Genomic DNA, 15819 nt, shown 5'->3' with positions numbered 1-15819 from the left:
CGTCCATCATTGTATGAGAGAGTTGCCGATTCCAATCCACCAGGAGGATTGGTGAACGGACGTATACTCTGCGAAGATTTGCAAAAAGATCATCGCGGGGATCGCGTAGAGATAGACCTTGTGGATACGGCGCTCCACGAGAATGTCTCGAAGCACGCCTAAGAGAATCAAAGCATCCACCCCAGCGGGGGCGAAGAGGTTGGGCAGGCTCGGGATGCGTCCGAAAGCTGCTTCCGTGAGTGCGCATGTGGCGATCAGCATAAGGCGGCGATGAAAATCCGGACGCTTGCGCCAATAAATCGCCAGAGCAAATGGAACCGCAAAGCAGACCAGCTCCATTATTTCAACGAAGAGGAAAGATACGGTGGGGAATGGAAGCCGGAGCTGAACAGCCAATCTCAGCACGGCCGTCGACGTCGTATAGCCGAGGACGACGATGGCGACGGCGAAGGCTGTCCCCACCCAGCCTAGGGTGCGATGCAGGCGCACATTGTGCGAGCGTACAAGGGCAGATTGCAAGATGAAAAAGAGCAGCCACGCAGAAAAGACAAAAGAGTGCAGGTAAACGACCTGCGGAGGCTGAATACGAGGATGGAGCAGATTCTGGTTGATGGTATAGCTAAAGCCATAGACAACAACGACCGTAATCAACAACGACATGAAGAGATAGAAATAGCGTTCCAGGACGCTCTTTCGCTTTGTTGTCATACGCTCCTACAGCGCCTGGCTGGTCACTTGCCGTCAGTTGTGGATACAAAACGATAGGCAGCTGTCCGCTCGAAACCATGATGCATGGTCCCTATATTAAGACACAGTGGGCTGTTATTTATTCCCGATGCTCCAATGGGGCAGTAGACCATCTTCGAGGCGCAGACGAATCTTTCGATACAGCCTGGAGCGCAGCTTACTCCCGCTCGGCAGGCGCGGCGAGGGCGTTCTGCAATCGATCCAGAACCGGGATCATAAGCTTGGGTGGCTTACCATCTCCGAAGCGACTGAGGGTCAGGTGGCCGTCCTCTCCGAGGGAGACGGTGATCTTCCATTGCTGAGGACCGCCGCGAGAATCGATTACAGTCTCGAAGTTGGTATTCCTGATCTGCATCTGCACGGTCGCGATCTGCATCTCTTTGCATGCCTTGCAGACCACCACCCAGGAGTTCTCGATCGTTCGCGCCTGGGCGAGGGAGCGGTCCAGATCTTTCAGGTAGATTTCCTCCTGCAGGGTACCGAGGATGTGCTGCTTCGAGAAGACTCGACGCGCAGCGCCGAATTCGATGTAGTTCAGGGAGCGGACGCCGATCCAAGTTAAAAAGACAAATAAGATGATGACGGGGATGTGAAGATAAAGACCGCTGAAGCTCTGCATGAGGGCCAGCGAAGCGGCGATGGCGCAGACGCCGTAGAGAATCAGCGCAGTATCTTTGGTGCGGAATCCGCGCGCCAGCATGATGTGATGGATGTGGCCGCGATCCCCAGCGAAGATGGGTACGCGGCGCAAATAACGGCGGCAGATAGCTAAGCCCACATCGATGAGCGGAAGGGCGAGCGCCATCATAGGAGCGGCCATCCCGAGAAGCGTGCCGCTGCGTTGACCCCATACCAAGCCAAAGCAGCCGAGCAGGAAGCCGATGGTTAGGCTGCCGCAATCTCCGAGATAGATGGAAGCGGGATGAAAGTTATAGCGCAGGAAGCCGAGCAGGCAGCCTGCGAGCGGAATGGTGGCCAGCACCAGTCCAACATTGCCACTAAGGATTCCGGCCACAAGGGTGGTGAGCGTGGCGAGGAGACCAATTCCGGAGGCGAGACCATCGAGGCCATCGATCAGATTCACCGCGTTCGAGCAGCCGAGCAACCACACCACGCTCAGAGGAAGATTGAGCCAAGGCGAGGCCAGAATCGACTGGTGCGCGGCGAGGGATAGCTCGTGCGGCGAGGTGCGCGATCCCAATCCAACGGCGACAACGGCGCCGAGGGCCTGGCCGGCGAGCTTTTGCCAGGGCTTGAGATCGATGAGGTCGTCGAGCAGCCCAGTTAAAAAGATGATGGCCGTGGCCGGCGCGAGCGCAAGGAACAATTCGTGATGACGGATGTAGATCCTCTGGCTGGGCGGCGTCAACAGATATACGGAGACCAGGGCGATGGAATAAGCGAGCATGATGGCGACGCCCCCAATCCGCGGGATCGGCGTCTCATGCAGCTTGCGCTTACTGTCCGGCCGGTCGACGATGTCGAATCGCAGAGCAAGATCGCGGCACAGCGGAGTAAGAATGAGGCATAGAACAAATGCTGTGATGCCAAGGATGGTGTACATAGCACTTCTCCGGGTAAAAGCCTTCCGGGTTCTACGGACGTGCTTGCGAACGTAACGCCGCAGTGTCGAGCGCCACGGGCATTATCCGTGGAACCGGTGACTGCGACTTTGCGCCAACGATGCCGGCGATACGTGCTACGCCGAGAGGGCGATCGAAATGAAGGAGCAGCGCCTCTCGTGCGCGCTGCCCCGCGGTATGAACCTCATCTGGATGATCTGCGAGATGGCGCAGCAGATCGGTCAACACTCCGGCCTGGCCGCAAGGAATGTGCCATCCACAACCGAACTGCCTCACGATCCGCGCAGGTGTTGCTTCGGACGGGCCGATGTAAAGAACGGGACGGCCCGCGGCAAGCAAACCGTAAACCTTACTTGGAACCACAGCCCCACAGCAAACGTCGCTTTGAGTGACCAGACCAATATCCGCCGCTGCCAGTGAATCGCCGAGCAGTTCGCGCGGCACATACGATCGCAACTCAACCGACTGCAGATGCTCCTCCGACACATGCCTGGCGAGATCCTTGTGGCGCGCGCCCCCTCCAACGAAACGAAATCGGAAGCGCGCATCCCGATCAAGATTGCGGATAGCGCTAAGAATTGTCTCCATGTCATGCGCGAGGCCGAAGTTACCGGAATAGAGCACGACGATGTTTGATGACTGCCTAAGCCGCGGCTGCACCGCGATGGCTTCGCTATCTGCCCAGTTCTCCGCGACGGCTATGCGCTCTGGAGGGATACCGCGAGCGACGAGTCTCTGCTTCATGCACTCGCCGAGCGCGATAATTCCATCTGCGCGGCGCCGTGACCAATCGGCGAGAATGCCGGTGAAACGAGCGACGATTCCTCCTCTGCGAAAATAGCCAAGCTCGACGGCGACATCGGGATAGATATCCATCTCCCAGATGAAGTGGCGACTGCCACGCAGAATCTTGAGGAGATTGCCTAACAGCGAAAGCAGCGGAGGCGTGGTGAGCGTGATGACCAGCTCTGGCTTATCGAGAGCCATGCTGCGCCAGATCGCGGCAACATAGAACGACGCGTAGGACAATACCCTTCCCACGCTGCCGCGCACGAAAGGCAGAGCTTTGACGCGAATGACTTTTACAGCGGGCGGTTCTCCCTGATCGGCAACCGCATAGTTGCCATCGGCGCATATAACGGATACCTCGTGCCCCTCGCGCACGAACTCCTTCGCCACGTCGGTGAGGAGTTGGCTGGTCGGTGACGAATCGGGCCAGAAGAACTGGTTGAGCAGCAGAATTCTCATGACGCGACCATCCTCGCTTCCCGATCGGCGTGAGTCACATCGTGGACGTGACGTCGGCGCACGAAGGCGGCGGGATTCCCGCTGAAGATTTCCCACGCGGGCACCTCTCCTGCGATCACGCTGCCTGCGGCTGCGATTGCGCCCTCATGCAAAATCGCACCAGGCAAGAGTCTGCACATTGCGGCGGCCCATGCTCCGTCGTGCAAGAAAATGGGAGCGATCTTGAGTCCGAAGGCGGGGTCGCTCCAGTCGTGGTTTCCGGTGCAGAGGTATACGCCTTGCGAGATACATACATTGTTGCCGAGGCATACGGCGGTGAGATTGTCGATCCACGCGCGTTCCCCGATCCAGCAGTCATCGCCAATCGTCAGGTGCCAAGGATATTTGACCGTGACTTCGGAATGGATTACGACGCGGGCACCGATGCGCGCGCCGAAGAGGCGCAGCAGGCCAACTCGCAGCGATGAGAAAGGCAGAAGAGAGCAACGAAAAAAAGGGAGGCCCGCAAAAATCCACGCGATACGCCATGCCTTGGAACGCCCTGACAAATACCAGGAATTGTCATAGTTGCGAAGCTGGATGGGAGAGTTCATCTTCGCCCCTTCAGTAATTCAAAGGTGTGCGGCTCGTTTCCTCCGGCGATCCAGAGATAGAGTTCGGCCATCTGACGAGAAACGGCCTTCCAGTTGTAGCGTTCGTGGATCAGACGCCGCCCGCGATTGCCAATCTCGCCGTTCACTGCCGGAGAGTTACTCAACATGTTGTCCAATGCGGTCTCGAGCGAAGACGCGTCGGTCTGAACGATCCAGCCTGTATCTCGATCCTTCACCTCGGGCAGATGACATTGCTCAGAGATGATCACGGGAAGCCCCATGCCCATTGCTTCGAGAGTGGCAACGCTCAGGCCTTCGGAATAAGAGGGCAGGACGAAGGCATGGGCAGAGGCCAAAGCACTCCACTTCATCTCGTTGACCAGCATGCCGGTAAACACGACGCGATTCGTGATGTGCTTCCCTGCGATCAACTCCTGCAAAGCGGACAGTGAGTTCTCGCAATCGGGGCCGGCGAGGACTAGCGTCGCATCGGGAAACCGGGTGGCAACTTTCGCCCAGGATTCGATCAGAATCCGGAGGCCCTTCTTAAGATGAATGCGCCCCAGAAAAAGAACGATACGCTGGCCGCGGAGGTTGGGAAAACGATGGTAAAAGATGGAACCATCGATAGTGTGAGGCAGGCGTACTCCATTCGGAATGATGGCGATCGATCGCCTGCTTCCGAACGTGCGGTAATTTTGCGCCTCTGCGCGAGTCAGAGCGTGCAGGCACGCGGCGCCATTCACATTTTCCCGCTCGATCAGGTTTGCATAGATTCGCTTCTTAAATCCCTTATTAGCGAGAGCCCAGGGTTCGAGCATGCCATGCGCAGAGACGACATATGGGATTCGCAACGAACGCGCCGTGTGCGCGCTCACGTTGGTGCTTGCTTCCCATAGCCCGTGAATATGCACGCCCGCAGCTCCGCGCATCTGGTCGCGAAACCGCCGGGATGCTGTCGCCCCCGGGAACCATCGTTTTCTATCGGCAGACCATGTCGAGACAGGCACCTCGGGATGTTGCGGCAGTGTTGCGTCTTCCTCGGGATCGGTGAAGGCAGCGATGTCGATGGAGAATCCATGCGCGAGAGCGAGGCTGGACGCAAGCTGCGGAACGGCGGCGCTCAGGCCACCATATTTCGGATCGAGATGGGTCAGAGCATGCACCCATCTTCCCCGCGACTCAGGCAGCGCCGATAGCTGCGGCTGCTCCGCCAGCGATTCGACAGGATTTATCATGCGACGCGCTCCGGCGAGGCTGTCTTTCGCACCGGCCGTACATCCCGGTGCTCGAGTCGATTGGCGATATTGACGATCTCGTTCCCGAAATTCTCAGGCGAAAAACGGGCGATGATTTCCAGGGACCGTTCTCCCATGCGAGTGAGTTCGGGGGGCGAAGTCTCTTCTATTTCATGGAGACAAGCTGCCAACTGCTCGTTATCTTCAGGATCAAACAGCAGACCGTTTCTTCCCTTTTCAACGAGATCTTCAGCGCACCCGCACCGGTTTGACACGATGAGCGGCAGTCCTACCGCCATAGCTTCATTGACTACGAGGCCCCAGGGTTCACGGACGCTGGGCAGCACGAAGCACTTGGCAAAGCTGAAGAAGGGCGACAGGGCGGACTGATTTCTATGACCGGCGAAGATGACGTCGGCAGCGAAACACGATTGGGATGCCAGACTCTTCAGGGACGAAGCTTCCGGCCCATCTCCTGCGAGCACAAGTGACCATTGGCCGCCGCTGGCACGGTAGTTCAGCCAGGCATTCAGCAATCCGGTCACGTTTTTCTCAGGCGCCAATCGACCGACGTACAGAAAATATTTCTTCGGGAGGTTATGGCCGGCTCCGCTGGAAGAGCGTCGAAGCCCCATGCTGCGGTTGCGCAGCTCGTCGTTGTCGACGACATCATAAAAATTGAGAATACGATTCGCCTGGATGCCGAGCTCTCGGAGATAGCGCACATGGGCGGCGCCACCGGCCACCATCCAATCGAATAACGTGCGGATCAGGATTGATTTCGCTTTTTCCTTCCACGCTGTTCGAACGTGGTCCGCTGCACCGCTCTCTGTCATCAGGACACTGGTGCGCCGGTGCGCCTTTGCCCAGACGGCTGCCGCGATCGCCGGCAGCGTGTAGTAGCCAGGTACGAGAACCATCTCCGGGCCGAGTTCCTGCAGCTTGCGCCATACAGCAAAGGCTAGGGCCAGCTTGCTTGCCTCCTGCCAGCTTCTCTCGGGAAGCAACGTATCGACTGGAAGGCCGGGCGGCAGCTCTTCGCGAAACTTCAGCCCCGCATGGACACCGATGCCTCCGACTAACTCGATCCCGCGCACTTTGCCATTCACGCCGAAGGCTGCCTGAAGCCCCTTGAATCGCGCTACATGGTACGGGTACCAATCGATCCAGAGAACCACAGCTCGGCACCGCGAGTGAGTTTGGTCATCAAATCCAATAAGTCGAGAGTTAAACACGATCGGTACTCCTCAAAACCAAGGGTTGTGTTCTGAATGCTGGTGCAAAATGGCGAACAGCAGGCCGCCGTCGCGTCGCTGGCTGGGCAAGAGCCCATCGCCAGGTCAGCCAACAAGGAATAGAAAGCAGTAGCGTACGGAAGATCACTGCTTCCATGGTCTGCATCACCATGTAAATGGATAAGGCGGAGAGTAAAACAAATTGACTGGACCAGGGGCCTCCGCGTGTGACTGATTTCTTCCACACGTAGCCATATATCCAGCCCAGAAGGCCCATGAACGGAATGGCGAGCCACCATACTTCGACCCATAGATCGGCGACGATCCCGGGGGCCGAACCTACAGCGCCATCCCAGCTGAGAGCGTCGGTAAAGCCTTCACCGGTGCCGGCATTATGAAGAAGCTCCGGTACTCCGAAGTCTTCATACTTGGTCGGCCAGATGGCGCTTGGAATGGGCCGGACCAGAACTTGCGCGAGGTAGCGTCGCATCCAGAAATAGTGGCCGCGCTGCTGTGAACTCAGGACCGTGCCTGCTCCATAGATCCATTCGTTGCCGGTGTCGGGTTTTTCAATGATGTCACCGACATCCGTCTTCATGTCGAAGTTCGAGCCCAGATAGATGCTTTGGCGATTGGTTACGAGAAAGAGCACCAGCCAGCCGAGGCAGGCTCCGGCTAAGCCCACGGCGACGAGGGGCGGGCGCTTGGTACGGTTGATATACCAGCCCATGAGCAGAATTGCGGCCAGCGCGAAGGTCGGCCCGCGGCGCGCCATCAGCAAAGCGGATGAAAGCCAGGGAAGACCGAAGACCGCCATCATCGTATAGCTGGGCCAGCGCGGTCCACCGGCAGAACGCGTGGTGACCGCCATGAGCACACCGAGGAGAAGCAGAAGGCTTCCGTCGCGGATGTAGCCGCTGTCGTCCCATCCACCTGAATAGGACGCGCTGTAGGCGTTGACGAAGCCACCGACATTGACGATCGTGATGGCCCAGCAGAGCAGGCCAATGCCGCCCGCGATGCTTCCGCCGATCAAGAGGCGCTGCACCGTTTTTTGGGAGAGCCGCGCTGCGCGTCTCTTCTGCCGGCGAGGAATGCGCACGCCGGCGCCAAGGCAGCAGGCTACGAACGCCAGGATGCCAAGCACGTTCAATGTCTGCACAAAGACAAGCTGGTCGTTGTCAAAGTAGAGATCGAGGCCGCCGAGAGTGATGAGCTTCCACGGCATCCAGGCGTAGAGAAAGCCGAGCATGGGGCCGACGAAGACCAGAGGGTGGAAGACATCCTGGCTGACATCGAGCGCGCAGAGGATCGCGAGTATGCTGAGTGCGGCTGCGGCGGCAAGCAGAATCTCAAACATCCTTCAGCCCCCGGTCCTTGCCATGCAGGGCCTCTCCCAACATGAAGCTTCGCACTTCTTCGGCCGCAGCGCGGCGAAAGCGCTGCCAGGTGAAATGCTGTGCGCGATCTCGCGAGAGAGTCCCCATCTCCTCCAGCTGGCCACGGTGCCGGATTGCCCATTCAATGCGGGCAGCAAGCAAGTCGGGACGCCGCGGCTGCACGATGAAGCCCTGCACTCCGTCATCGATCAGATCCGGGGCGGCGGTATGAGTGGTGGAAAGAAATGGGAGCCCGCACGCCATCGCCTCCAGGAGCACATGACCGAACCCTTCGCCTAAAGATGGAAACACGAAGAGGTCGGCGGATTGGTAGGCGGCCACAAGATCGGCATCGCTCACCGAGGGCCGAATCTCGACGCGCGAGGCGAATGGGCGGAAGAGGTCGAGCCCATCAACGACGCGGCCGCACACGGTGAGTTCCACCGAATCCGTATCGAGAAGGCGGAGCGCGTCGAGCAGATACTTCACGCCTTTGCGCTGGTTGATGCGTCCCACAAAAAGCAGGCGCAGCTTGGAGCTACGACTGCGGGACTTCGCCGGATCTGGATGAAATCGATCGAGATCGATGCCGTAGGGGATGACGTTGATGGATTTCTTCGAAGCGCCATGTTCGACGAGACTGTCCCGCGAGAACGAAGAGGCAACGAGATAGCGCGAGGCCATCTCGGTCTCCTGCACGAGGTGCTGAAAGTCCTGTTCGGGAAGCGCGAGTTCCCACTCCAGCTTGAGCGAGTCAGCACATTCAGGATGGAGCTTCAGCTCTTCAAGGAGAATGCGGCGCATGGTCGCGGGATGTGGATGAACCTGGAAGAGCATTCCGCCTGCGCCATAGGCCTTGAACGCGTCATAGCCGTAGTAGCTGTAGCTAACCAGCGCGGCGCCTTTCTTCCTTGCCCTGCGGCCTGCAGTGCGACCCAGCACACCATCCGCGTAGCGCATGAAGCTGCGGCGCACGCCAACCGGGATATGCGGCAGCTTTTCGAGCAACAGCCCGCACAGACCGGTCTTAGAACATGGCAAGAGTCTGCGCCCGGGCAGCCCCGGAACACTACGGCGCAGCAGCGCAGCCAACGCTTTTTTCGGAAGATCCCGGCTGAAAGTTTTTGCTATGCGGCTGTCCTGGGACCAAAACAAATCTGTGACTAGACATTCCAGCAGCCCGGCCTCTTCCAGAGCGAGCGCCAGCTGGTAGCCGTCGCGCGCGCCGCTGTGCACGACCACCGCACGGGAAGGCCGGACATTTGCAAGAGGTCCGCTGGCGAAGCTCTCGACTGAGGCGGCCTGTTTCCGGGTTGTGGGTGCCTGCTCAAGAAGAGGCATGATGCGCTTTCTCCGCGACGGGGTCTAAAGCAATCCGTCGAAATGCTGCTTCAAATCTGCTGCTGACTTGTCCCACGTGAATTGCTTCGAACGATCCTTACCCAACTCGGCATAGTGCTGCCGCCACTGATCGTTGGTGAGTAGGGTTGAGACTGCTTCTACGTGCGCATCCATTTGCGATGGATCGACAAGCAAAGCGGCGGCGCCTGCGATCTCGGGGATCGACGATGAATCGCTTGCGACAACCGCCGTGCCGCAGGCCATGGCTTCTACTACTGGAAGCCCAAAGCCTTCGTACCGAGAAGGAAACCAGACGAGCTGGGCCGCCGAGTAGCAGGCATGCAGCGCCTCATCAGAGACAAAGCCCAGAAGCCTGAAACGCTCACCTAGAGATTCGGCCTGCGCGATGTAGCAGGGGTGCGAGTGATTCACTACCGCGATCACGAGATCGGGAAAGCGCTCGAGCAACACGCGGGACGCTTCCAGAATGAGTTCGGCATTTTTGCGAAAGTGCAGGCCTCCTGGCACCAGAACAAATTGCCTCGTGCCAAGACCAGATTCCGACAGGAAGATGCGGCCGGCATCGGTGACAGGAGCGAAGAAATGCGGGGTAACCCCGTTGTGCACGCAGCGGATGCGCGACGCAATCTCTGGAAAAAAGTGGGCGAGGCGACTGGCCGAGAATTCGGACACGGTGTGAAAGAGATCGACACGTTTGCTGAGTTTCTGGAAGAGAAGACGCCATTTCAGCCGCTGCTTCCAATAGCCCGCATCGCGATGATGCGCGCCGTTTTCAAAATAGCCTGCGTCATGCGCGGTAACGGCAAGACGAGCTTTCGCAACCGGAACGTAGGACTCCGCGGTGCAGTAAACGAGGCGGGCGTCCTCCCAAAATGTTTCGGCTTTGGGATGGTCAAGCCAAAACCACCTCGCCTGCTGGCGCGATGTGTCAGCGGAGAAAGTGTGATAACGATAGCCAGTCCATGGCGCCTGTACCAGCGGCAGGATGCGCCGCTGATCTCCTGCATCGGCAAGGATTCGCATGTGTATATCGCTGCGTTTGCCCAGATGCTCTACGATCTGCCTCGCGGTGCGACCGGCTCCGGTAGAGCCGTGGATGTTTCTCAGATGCACATAAGCGAGCAGATTTAAGGGATTCGAGGTTTGCGCAGTGGCGGCAGGAGATTGCATTTGCGCGGTCTTGCCGGGGCGATCGAGGATGCAGGAATCAATCGCCATGGCCGATCCTTCCATTGCGAATGCCCGCGAAGCCGAGCATCGAAGGTCCAGTGCGCAAGAAGAATTGACGAACCGCCGATGGAGTGGGCAGCCAGTGATGGCGTCTCCCGAGGAGAAAGAGCAGGGCGAGCGAGAGACAAAACGTAAGCAGCATCATCGACGAGAGGAGTGCGGTGTGTGCCTGATAGACTTGGCGAGCGACGGCCATTCCCGCGAGTGCGACGACGGTCGACGTGCTGAGAAGGAACAGTTGCAGCATGCCCGCAGGCACATGATCTTTGTGGATAAGCACGCCAAGTACGAGCCCGGCTGAGAGCACATGAGCGGCAAGATAAATGGTCATGGCTTCGGCGGCGCTGCCGCCATGAAGCAGCAGAAGCGATCCGGCGATCGCGACGAAGATAGCCCAGAGAGTATTGATCGCTCCGGTCATGCGAATAGATACGATCGTCAGCCGTGCCGCGACGGGGGCATTCCCCATGTGTACGACTGCGATTGAGAGGGCGACTACAGCGGTGATGGCGGCGCCGCTGTAACTGCTTCCGTACAGAAGATGCAAACCCCAGGGAACAAGAATGATGCCCAGCGATGCGAGCACGAGCGCGACGGCCGTCGACGCATAGGTGCAGAGCGCCATTACGCTGTGCGGTGTCCGGGTGCGCTCTCCTTCGGGGTCGGCCATCGTTGCATAGCTTCCCTCGGTGATGAGAGATGGGCCGAGGCCGGCAAGATTGCGCAACTGGCTGGCGATGGCGAAGAAGCTCATCTGCGCTAGCGTGGCATCTGCTCTTGCCACCAGTGCGGTAAGCCACCATCCGGCGAGATTCGAAGCAACAACGCCGGCAAGCTGGATAAAGCCGAAGGACCAGACTTCCTTCAGCATGGGGATCAACGGAAGAGGCCTGTCGGCTTCCGGGCGGCGCATCAATCCGAGTGGCCGTGCCAGCGCTATGCAGATGAGAACGGCAGTAAGAGTCACCGCACCCTGGGCTACGATCATGCGCGAGGGCCGGTGCATGGATGCCATGAGTGGGAGAAGCGAAACCATACCGGCGCCGACAATTAGCGATAGCAGGACCAAGGCGGCCAGGCGACGCTGGCCTACGAAGAAACCGCGTGCGCACTCGAGCAGAATGATTCCGGCAGCGGAGATAGCTGCCCAGCGCAGCAGACCGGTGAGGCTGGCTTTATGCAGCAGGGCCGCGATCGGTGCCGCGCCAAGCCACAATCCAGACGCGGCTATCCCGGCTGACACCAACGAAACGATAACAAGAGCGCGCGCCAGCGTTGAGTATCCACGAGTACCGCGGGGATATTTTCCAGAGAATCGCGCGGCCGTTGCGCCTATGCCGCCTGCAGCGTAGGTCGAGATATTGTTCGCGGTGCTGACGGCGAGCGAATAGGCTCCAAAGACAGCTGTTCCTCCAAAACGCGCCGCGAGGATGTTAGCCACGAATCCGCAGCCTCGCTCAAGGAAGACACCGAGCGCCAGAGCGGATGTCCCGCTCGCAACTTGCTGAACGACGTGGCGAGGAATGCGTTGGGGCGCGACCGCAATCGGCACAGCTACGTCGAGCGGAAGATCTCCGTTCACGGCCGGATCGGGCAGGATTGCGGGAACGATCAAGAATTCACCACCAGATCGCTCTCCGACTCCGAGTGCTGCTGATATGCGTAATAGGAGTTGTAGTAGCTGGAGTTGCCGCCCTTTGCGGGGTTGAAATCGTTCAGGATCGTTCCCATCACCGGCACACGGTCGCGCTCCAATATGTCGCGTGCATTCATAGCTTGCTCGCGCGTCGTGACACCGGAGCGGACGATGAGAATCGCTCCGTGAGCCTGCCGGGCGAAGACGCGCGCGTCTGAGATGTGCAACACCGGCGGAGTGTCAACCAGGACTACGTCGAACTCATGCGAAAGCCGCGTGAGGAGGTCTCCGAACTTGGAAGAGTGGAGAAGCTCGACCGCCTGCTCCTTCCCTACGCCGGAAGGAATGACCGACAGCTGCGGAAATGCGGTCGTCTTACACAGCCCAGCCGGCAAGGAGGACGATAGATCCACCTCACCACGCAGAACATTGCGAAGCCCGAAGGTATTGGGAACCGAGAGAGCGCGATGCAGGCTGGGCTTGCGCATGTCTCCGTCGATAAGCACAACGCGAAGCCCCGATTTACTGAGCGCAACTCCGAGGTTGGACGTGACCGTAGTCTTGCCCTCTCCGACGCCGGGTGATGAGATGACATAGATTCGCGCCTGGTCGGGGCGATTCGCGAGCAGGATGGACAACGTCGCGTTTCGATAAGCTTCGGCGACCAACGAACAGTGGTCACTCCAGCGCGCCGTCTGCAGTTCGGCGGAACATGGCCTGTTCTCGATGTCGAGAATCTGGCTCTTCGGCCGGCCTGACGGAAGAAACTTGCCCTTAGCAGGAGACGGGATCACCCCTAGCTCCTCCACGTGGAGAAACTTCTTGCTTTCGCCTGGCTCGCGCAGCACCGTCGTATTCCGATCCTTGAAGAAGGCGATTGCAGCTCCGAGAAGAGCCCCGACAATAAAACTGGTGATTCCGGTGGCGATACGATTTGGGTAGATTGAGATGCGCGGCGGCCGCGCTTCGTCAATCACGCGAATCGTTGAGGCCTGCATCGCGGAGGCGAAGCCGGCTTCTTTGGCTCTTTGCAGAAGTGTCTGATAGAGCTGCTGCTCGGACTCGACTTCGCGCCGAAGAAGATTAACCTGCGAACCCTTTTGAAGATCGGAAGAGACGCTGGACTCCTGCCTGTTGTACGCCATTTCCAGGAGCTCCTCGCGATGCTTCGCGGCGGAGTATTCACTCTGCAGCCGTTGGATACCAGCGGTCCGCTCTTTCTCAAGACCATCCTGCGCTTCTTTTATCTCTGCCCGAAGGTGGATCACCTTGGGATTAGCCTCTGTGAGCGGCGGAACAATGGCTGCGACCCGCGCTTCCAGATCGGCCAGCTTGGCCTGCGCAGCGGCATAGGCCGCGCTCTCCAGGCCACCGGGCACGCCCGCGGGCGAGGAGCGAACGACGCTTACCTGCGCCTCCTTCTCCATGCGGTCGGCCTGCGCTTTCACCAGCTCGGATTGCATTTTGCGGAGACGGTCTTCGCCAACTGTGTCGGTTCCTTGGCTCAGAACCAGACCGTCGCCGCCCGTCGCCGCCACCAGCCGCCGCTGGCCGTCTTCAGCCTTCTGACGGATATCGGAGGCCTGCCGCATCAGCCAGTCGCTGGTGCGCTTTGCCTCGGAGCCGCGGCTTTCCAGATCTTCCGACTGATATTCGGTGACGAGCGTGTTGCAAAAGCGCGCCGCGAACGACGCATCCCACGAATCGCAGGTGATTTCAATTAACCGGGTCACGCCCAGTTGTTTTACCTTCATGCTCTTGGAAGTCTCGTTCAGCAAATCATTGAACGGGATTGTGCTTCCCCCAGGAATACCAACCAGACGCCTGAGTCTGGATAGAGTGTCGTTCTGCTGGACGAACTCCGGATGATTTTCGGCAGTAAGCCGCTCGCCGGTGCGTTCCATGAGCGAATCGCTTTCCAGAAGCTTGATCTGGGTTTGAATGTTGGTCTCGCCCGTGGATGGAGCTTCAGTAGGATCGATCGACCGCATGTTCATGAAGTCGCCATTGAGGCTGTGAATTTCGAGCGAGGTGCGCGTGCGATAAACAGGCAGCGTTGTGAGATGGAGAATCACGCTGGCCAGCACGCCGCATAGGGCGAGCGAGATTATCAGGAAGCGATGCCTGGCGACGGTGCGATAGTACTCGAGCAGAAAGCTCCTTTGCTCTTCAGCTTCAGGAGGAAGCGGCGCCAAGTCGGCGGGGTCATACGCCGTTTGCGGCTGTAAGACGGGCGGATAGAGAGGTCTATCGCCTGCATCCTCAGGAAATCGCTTCATCGCTTCGTCCTTTCGCGCCTTCGATTCGGAGGTCGCTTCCGTTAGCGGGAGTAGATTGCTACGCCCGTGATGACTTGCAAGACGGTCTCCGCCGCCTTACGGCTGCCAGACTTAGCCGCACTATTCGGTATAAACAAGACGTCGTTTGCATAGAGCGGGACGTCCGGCGCCCTGCCCGCAAATATCTCTTTGACATTGACCGGAATTTCGCGCGGCTTGTCTTCACTTCCTGGGATGGGCCTCAGAATCTTGGCGTCCTTCGTGGCCGCATTCGGAGCCAGACCCTCTGCCAGCGAGACTGCCTGCAGAAGGGTGATTGACTCATGGGAGGTGAGAGGGAAACCTCCCGGCCGATGGACATTGCCTACGACATAAACGATTTCGCCTTTAGGGATGGAGACGATGTCGCCGGGCTCGATCAAAATATTTTCCGCCGGATGCTTCGCAGACAAGATGTTGTCGAGAGAAAGCGATGCAGTCGTGTACCTTCCGCTGGCATCGACATGAGTCTCGGGCAGCGGCAGTGACCCGCGGCGAAGTTCGCGCGTTAAAACCACCTTGGAACCGGCGTCCGGCTTTACGCCGCCAGCCAGCGAGATGACTTCGATCAGAGTGCGCGGCCGTGGCAGGGGATGAATTCCCGGCGAGTTCACCTCTCCGATGACCGAGACTGTGCGGCTTTGATTTTCCGTTAGATTGACAGCAACCTGCGGCGAATTGATGTACTTGCTCAGCTTTGCGGTCAGCACAGCCTTAAATTGCTGCAGGGTAAGACCAGTTGCCTGAACCCTTCCGATGAGCGGCAGATCGAGGCCCCCATCGGGGTCGATCCTCAAGGAGGACGCAGGGATTTCGTCCATATCCTGTACGTGGATAACTACCTGGTCGCCTCCGCCAAGAACATAGTCGGAGGGCGCAGTAGCTTCCGAGGCAGAAGATGCTCCGCCGCTCTGCAGCCGCGAAGTCTCGTCTGCCTGGGCTGCACAGATACTGTCTGCACTTTCCAAGATAATAAGCAGCAAACATGCCGCAACAAGTAGTTGGGAGGATGGCAGTTTCATAAGTACAGTACATTCAAAAAACGATAATAACCGGTGCCTTGGATTCCGCTTGTCGCCTTGAGACAACAAGCTCCTGGCTATTTCTAATAAGTCAAAGATTGGAGAATTCGATCCTTGGGGAGAGGACCGCAAAACATGCTCAACTACGATACAGGCGGCGCCTTGATTGCTCCTGTCTTTAAATATCAATACTTACTTTTAATTTTGACTAAATGCCGATAAGTTGGA

Annotated in this window: 12 protein-coding genes; all 12 read right to left on the bottom strand. The window is 58.5% G+C overall.

Annotated elements, in window-relative coordinates:
- Nucleotides 1–6: 6 nt before the first annotated feature.
- The 12 genes from XX99_RS07335 to XX99_RS07280 all read right to left on the bottom strand — a co-directional run bounded on the left by XX99_RS07335 (nt 7) and on the right by XX99_RS07280 (nt 15552).
- Entirely contained in the window at nt 7–708 is a 702-nt protein-coding gene (locus tag XX99_RS07335; RefSeq protein ID WP_050058730.1) for a hypothetical protein, read from the bottom strand.
- Between the two features lie 196 nt (nt 709–904).
- A complete protein-coding gene (locus tag XX99_RS07330; protein WP_050058729.1) occupies nt 905–2311 on the bottom strand; it encodes an MraY family glycosyltransferase in 1407 nt (468 codons plus the stop codon).
- Nucleotides 2312–2342: 31 nt separating this feature from the next.
- A complete protein-coding gene (locus XX99_RS07325) occupies nt 2343–3578 on the bottom strand; it encodes a glycosyltransferase family 4 protein (RefSeq protein ID WP_050058728.1) in 1236 nt (411 codons plus the stop codon).
- Nucleotides 3575–4171, bottom strand: coding sequence for a WcaF family extracellular polysaccharide biosynthesis acetyltransferase (locus tag XX99_RS07320; RefSeq protein ID WP_082125340.1), 597 nt, complete (start codon nt 4169–4171; stop codon nt 3575–3577). The genes XX99_RS07325 and XX99_RS07320 overlap by 4 nt, the downstream gene beginning before the upstream one ends.
- The gene (locus XX99_RS07315) at nt 4168–5409 is read right to left on the bottom strand and encodes a glycosyltransferase (protein WP_050058727.1); all 1242 of its coding nucleotides are present in this window, start codon (nt 5407–5409) and stop codon (nt 4168–4170) included. Before XX99_RS07315 ends, XX99_RS07320 begins: the two co-directional genes overlap by 4 nt.
- Complete coding sequence (locus XX99_RS07310) at nt 5406–6587, bottom strand: glycosyltransferase (RefSeq protein ID WP_050058726.1); 1182 nt, start codon at nt 6585–6587, stop codon at nt 5406–5408. The genes XX99_RS07315 and XX99_RS07310 overlap by 4 nt, the downstream gene beginning before the upstream one ends.
- Before the next feature lie 49 nt (nt 6588–6636).
- The gene (locus XX99_RS27650; RefSeq protein ID WP_050058725.1) at nt 6637–8004 is read right to left on the bottom strand and encodes a hypothetical protein; all 1368 of its coding nucleotides are present in this window, start codon (nt 8002–8004) and stop codon (nt 6637–6639) included.
- Entirely contained in the window at nt 7997–9364 is a 1368-nt protein-coding gene (locus XX99_RS07300) for a glycosyltransferase family 4 protein (RefSeq protein ID WP_050058724.1), read from the bottom strand. Before XX99_RS07300 ends, XX99_RS27650 begins: the two co-directional genes overlap by 8 nt.
- Before the next feature lie 24 nt (nt 9365–9388).
- Nucleotides 9389–10603 carry a glycosyltransferase family 4 protein gene (locus XX99_RS07295; RefSeq protein ID WP_050058723.1) on the bottom strand — a complete coding sequence of 405 codons (1215 nt, stop codon included), beginning with the start codon at nt 10601–10603 and terminating at the stop codon, nt 9389–9391.
- A complete protein-coding gene (locus XX99_RS07290) occupies nt 10593–12230 on the bottom strand; it encodes a lipopolysaccharide biosynthesis protein (protein ID WP_050058722.1) in 1638 nt (545 codons plus the stop codon). Before XX99_RS07290 ends, XX99_RS07295 begins: the two co-directional genes overlap by 11 nt.
- Nucleotides 12227–14530, bottom strand: coding sequence for a GumC family protein (locus XX99_RS07285; protein WP_050058721.1), 2304 nt, complete (start codon nt 14528–14530; stop codon nt 12227–12229). The genes XX99_RS07290 and XX99_RS07285 overlap by 4 nt, the downstream gene beginning before the upstream one ends.
- A gap of 41 nt (nt 14531–14571) precedes the next feature.
- The gene (locus XX99_RS07280; RefSeq protein ID WP_050058720.1) at nt 14572–15552 is read right to left on the bottom strand and encodes a polysaccharide biosynthesis/export family protein; all 981 of its coding nucleotides are present in this window, start codon (nt 15550–15552) and stop codon (nt 14572–14574) included.
- Between the last annotated feature and the right edge of the window lie 267 nt (nt 15553–15819).

Source organism: Silvibacterium bohemicum (assembly GCF_001006305.1).
GTDB classification, from domain to species: domain Bacteria; phylum Acidobacteriota; class Terriglobia; order Terriglobales; family Acidobacteriaceae; genus Silvibacterium; species Silvibacterium bohemicum.
This window is presented reverse-complemented; position numbering and strand designations above follow the sequence as displayed.

Bases quoted from the DNA above. Each gene is read 5' to 3' on its own strand.
- XX99_RS07335 (WP_050058730.1), bottom strand. From the start codon at position 708: ATGACAACAAAGCGAAAGAGCGTCCTGGAACGCTATTTCTATCTCTTC.
- XX99_RS07330 (WP_050058729.1), bottom strand. From the start codon at position 2,311: ATGTACACCATCCTTGGCATCACAGCATTTGTTCTATGCCTCATTCTT.
- XX99_RS07325 (WP_050058728.1), bottom strand. From the start codon at position 3,578: ATGAGAATTCTGCTGCTCAACCAGTTCTTCTGGCCCGATTCGTCACCG.
- XX99_RS07320 (WP_082125340.1), bottom strand. From the start codon at position 4,171: ATGAACTCTCCCATCCAGCTTCGCAACTATGACAATTCCTGGTATTTG.
- XX99_RS07315 (WP_050058727.1), bottom strand. From the start codon at position 5,409: ATGATAAATCCTGTCGAATCGCTGGCGGAGCAGCCGCAGCTATCGGCG.
- XX99_RS27650 (WP_050058725.1), bottom strand. From the start codon at position 8,004: ATGTTTGAGATTCTGCTTGCCGCCGCAGCCGCACTCAGCATACTCGCG.
- XX99_RS07300 (WP_050058724.1), bottom strand. From the start codon at position 9,364: ATGCCTCTTCTTGAGCAGGCACCCACAACCCGGAAACAGGCCGCCTCA.
- XX99_RS07295 (WP_050058723.1), bottom strand. From the start codon at position 10,603: ATGGCGATTGATTCCTGCATCCTCGATCGCCCCGGCAAGACCGCGCAA.
- XX99_RS07285 (WP_050058721.1), bottom strand. From the start codon at position 14,530: ATGAAGCGATTTCCTGAGGATGCAGGCGATAGACCTCTCTATCCGCCC.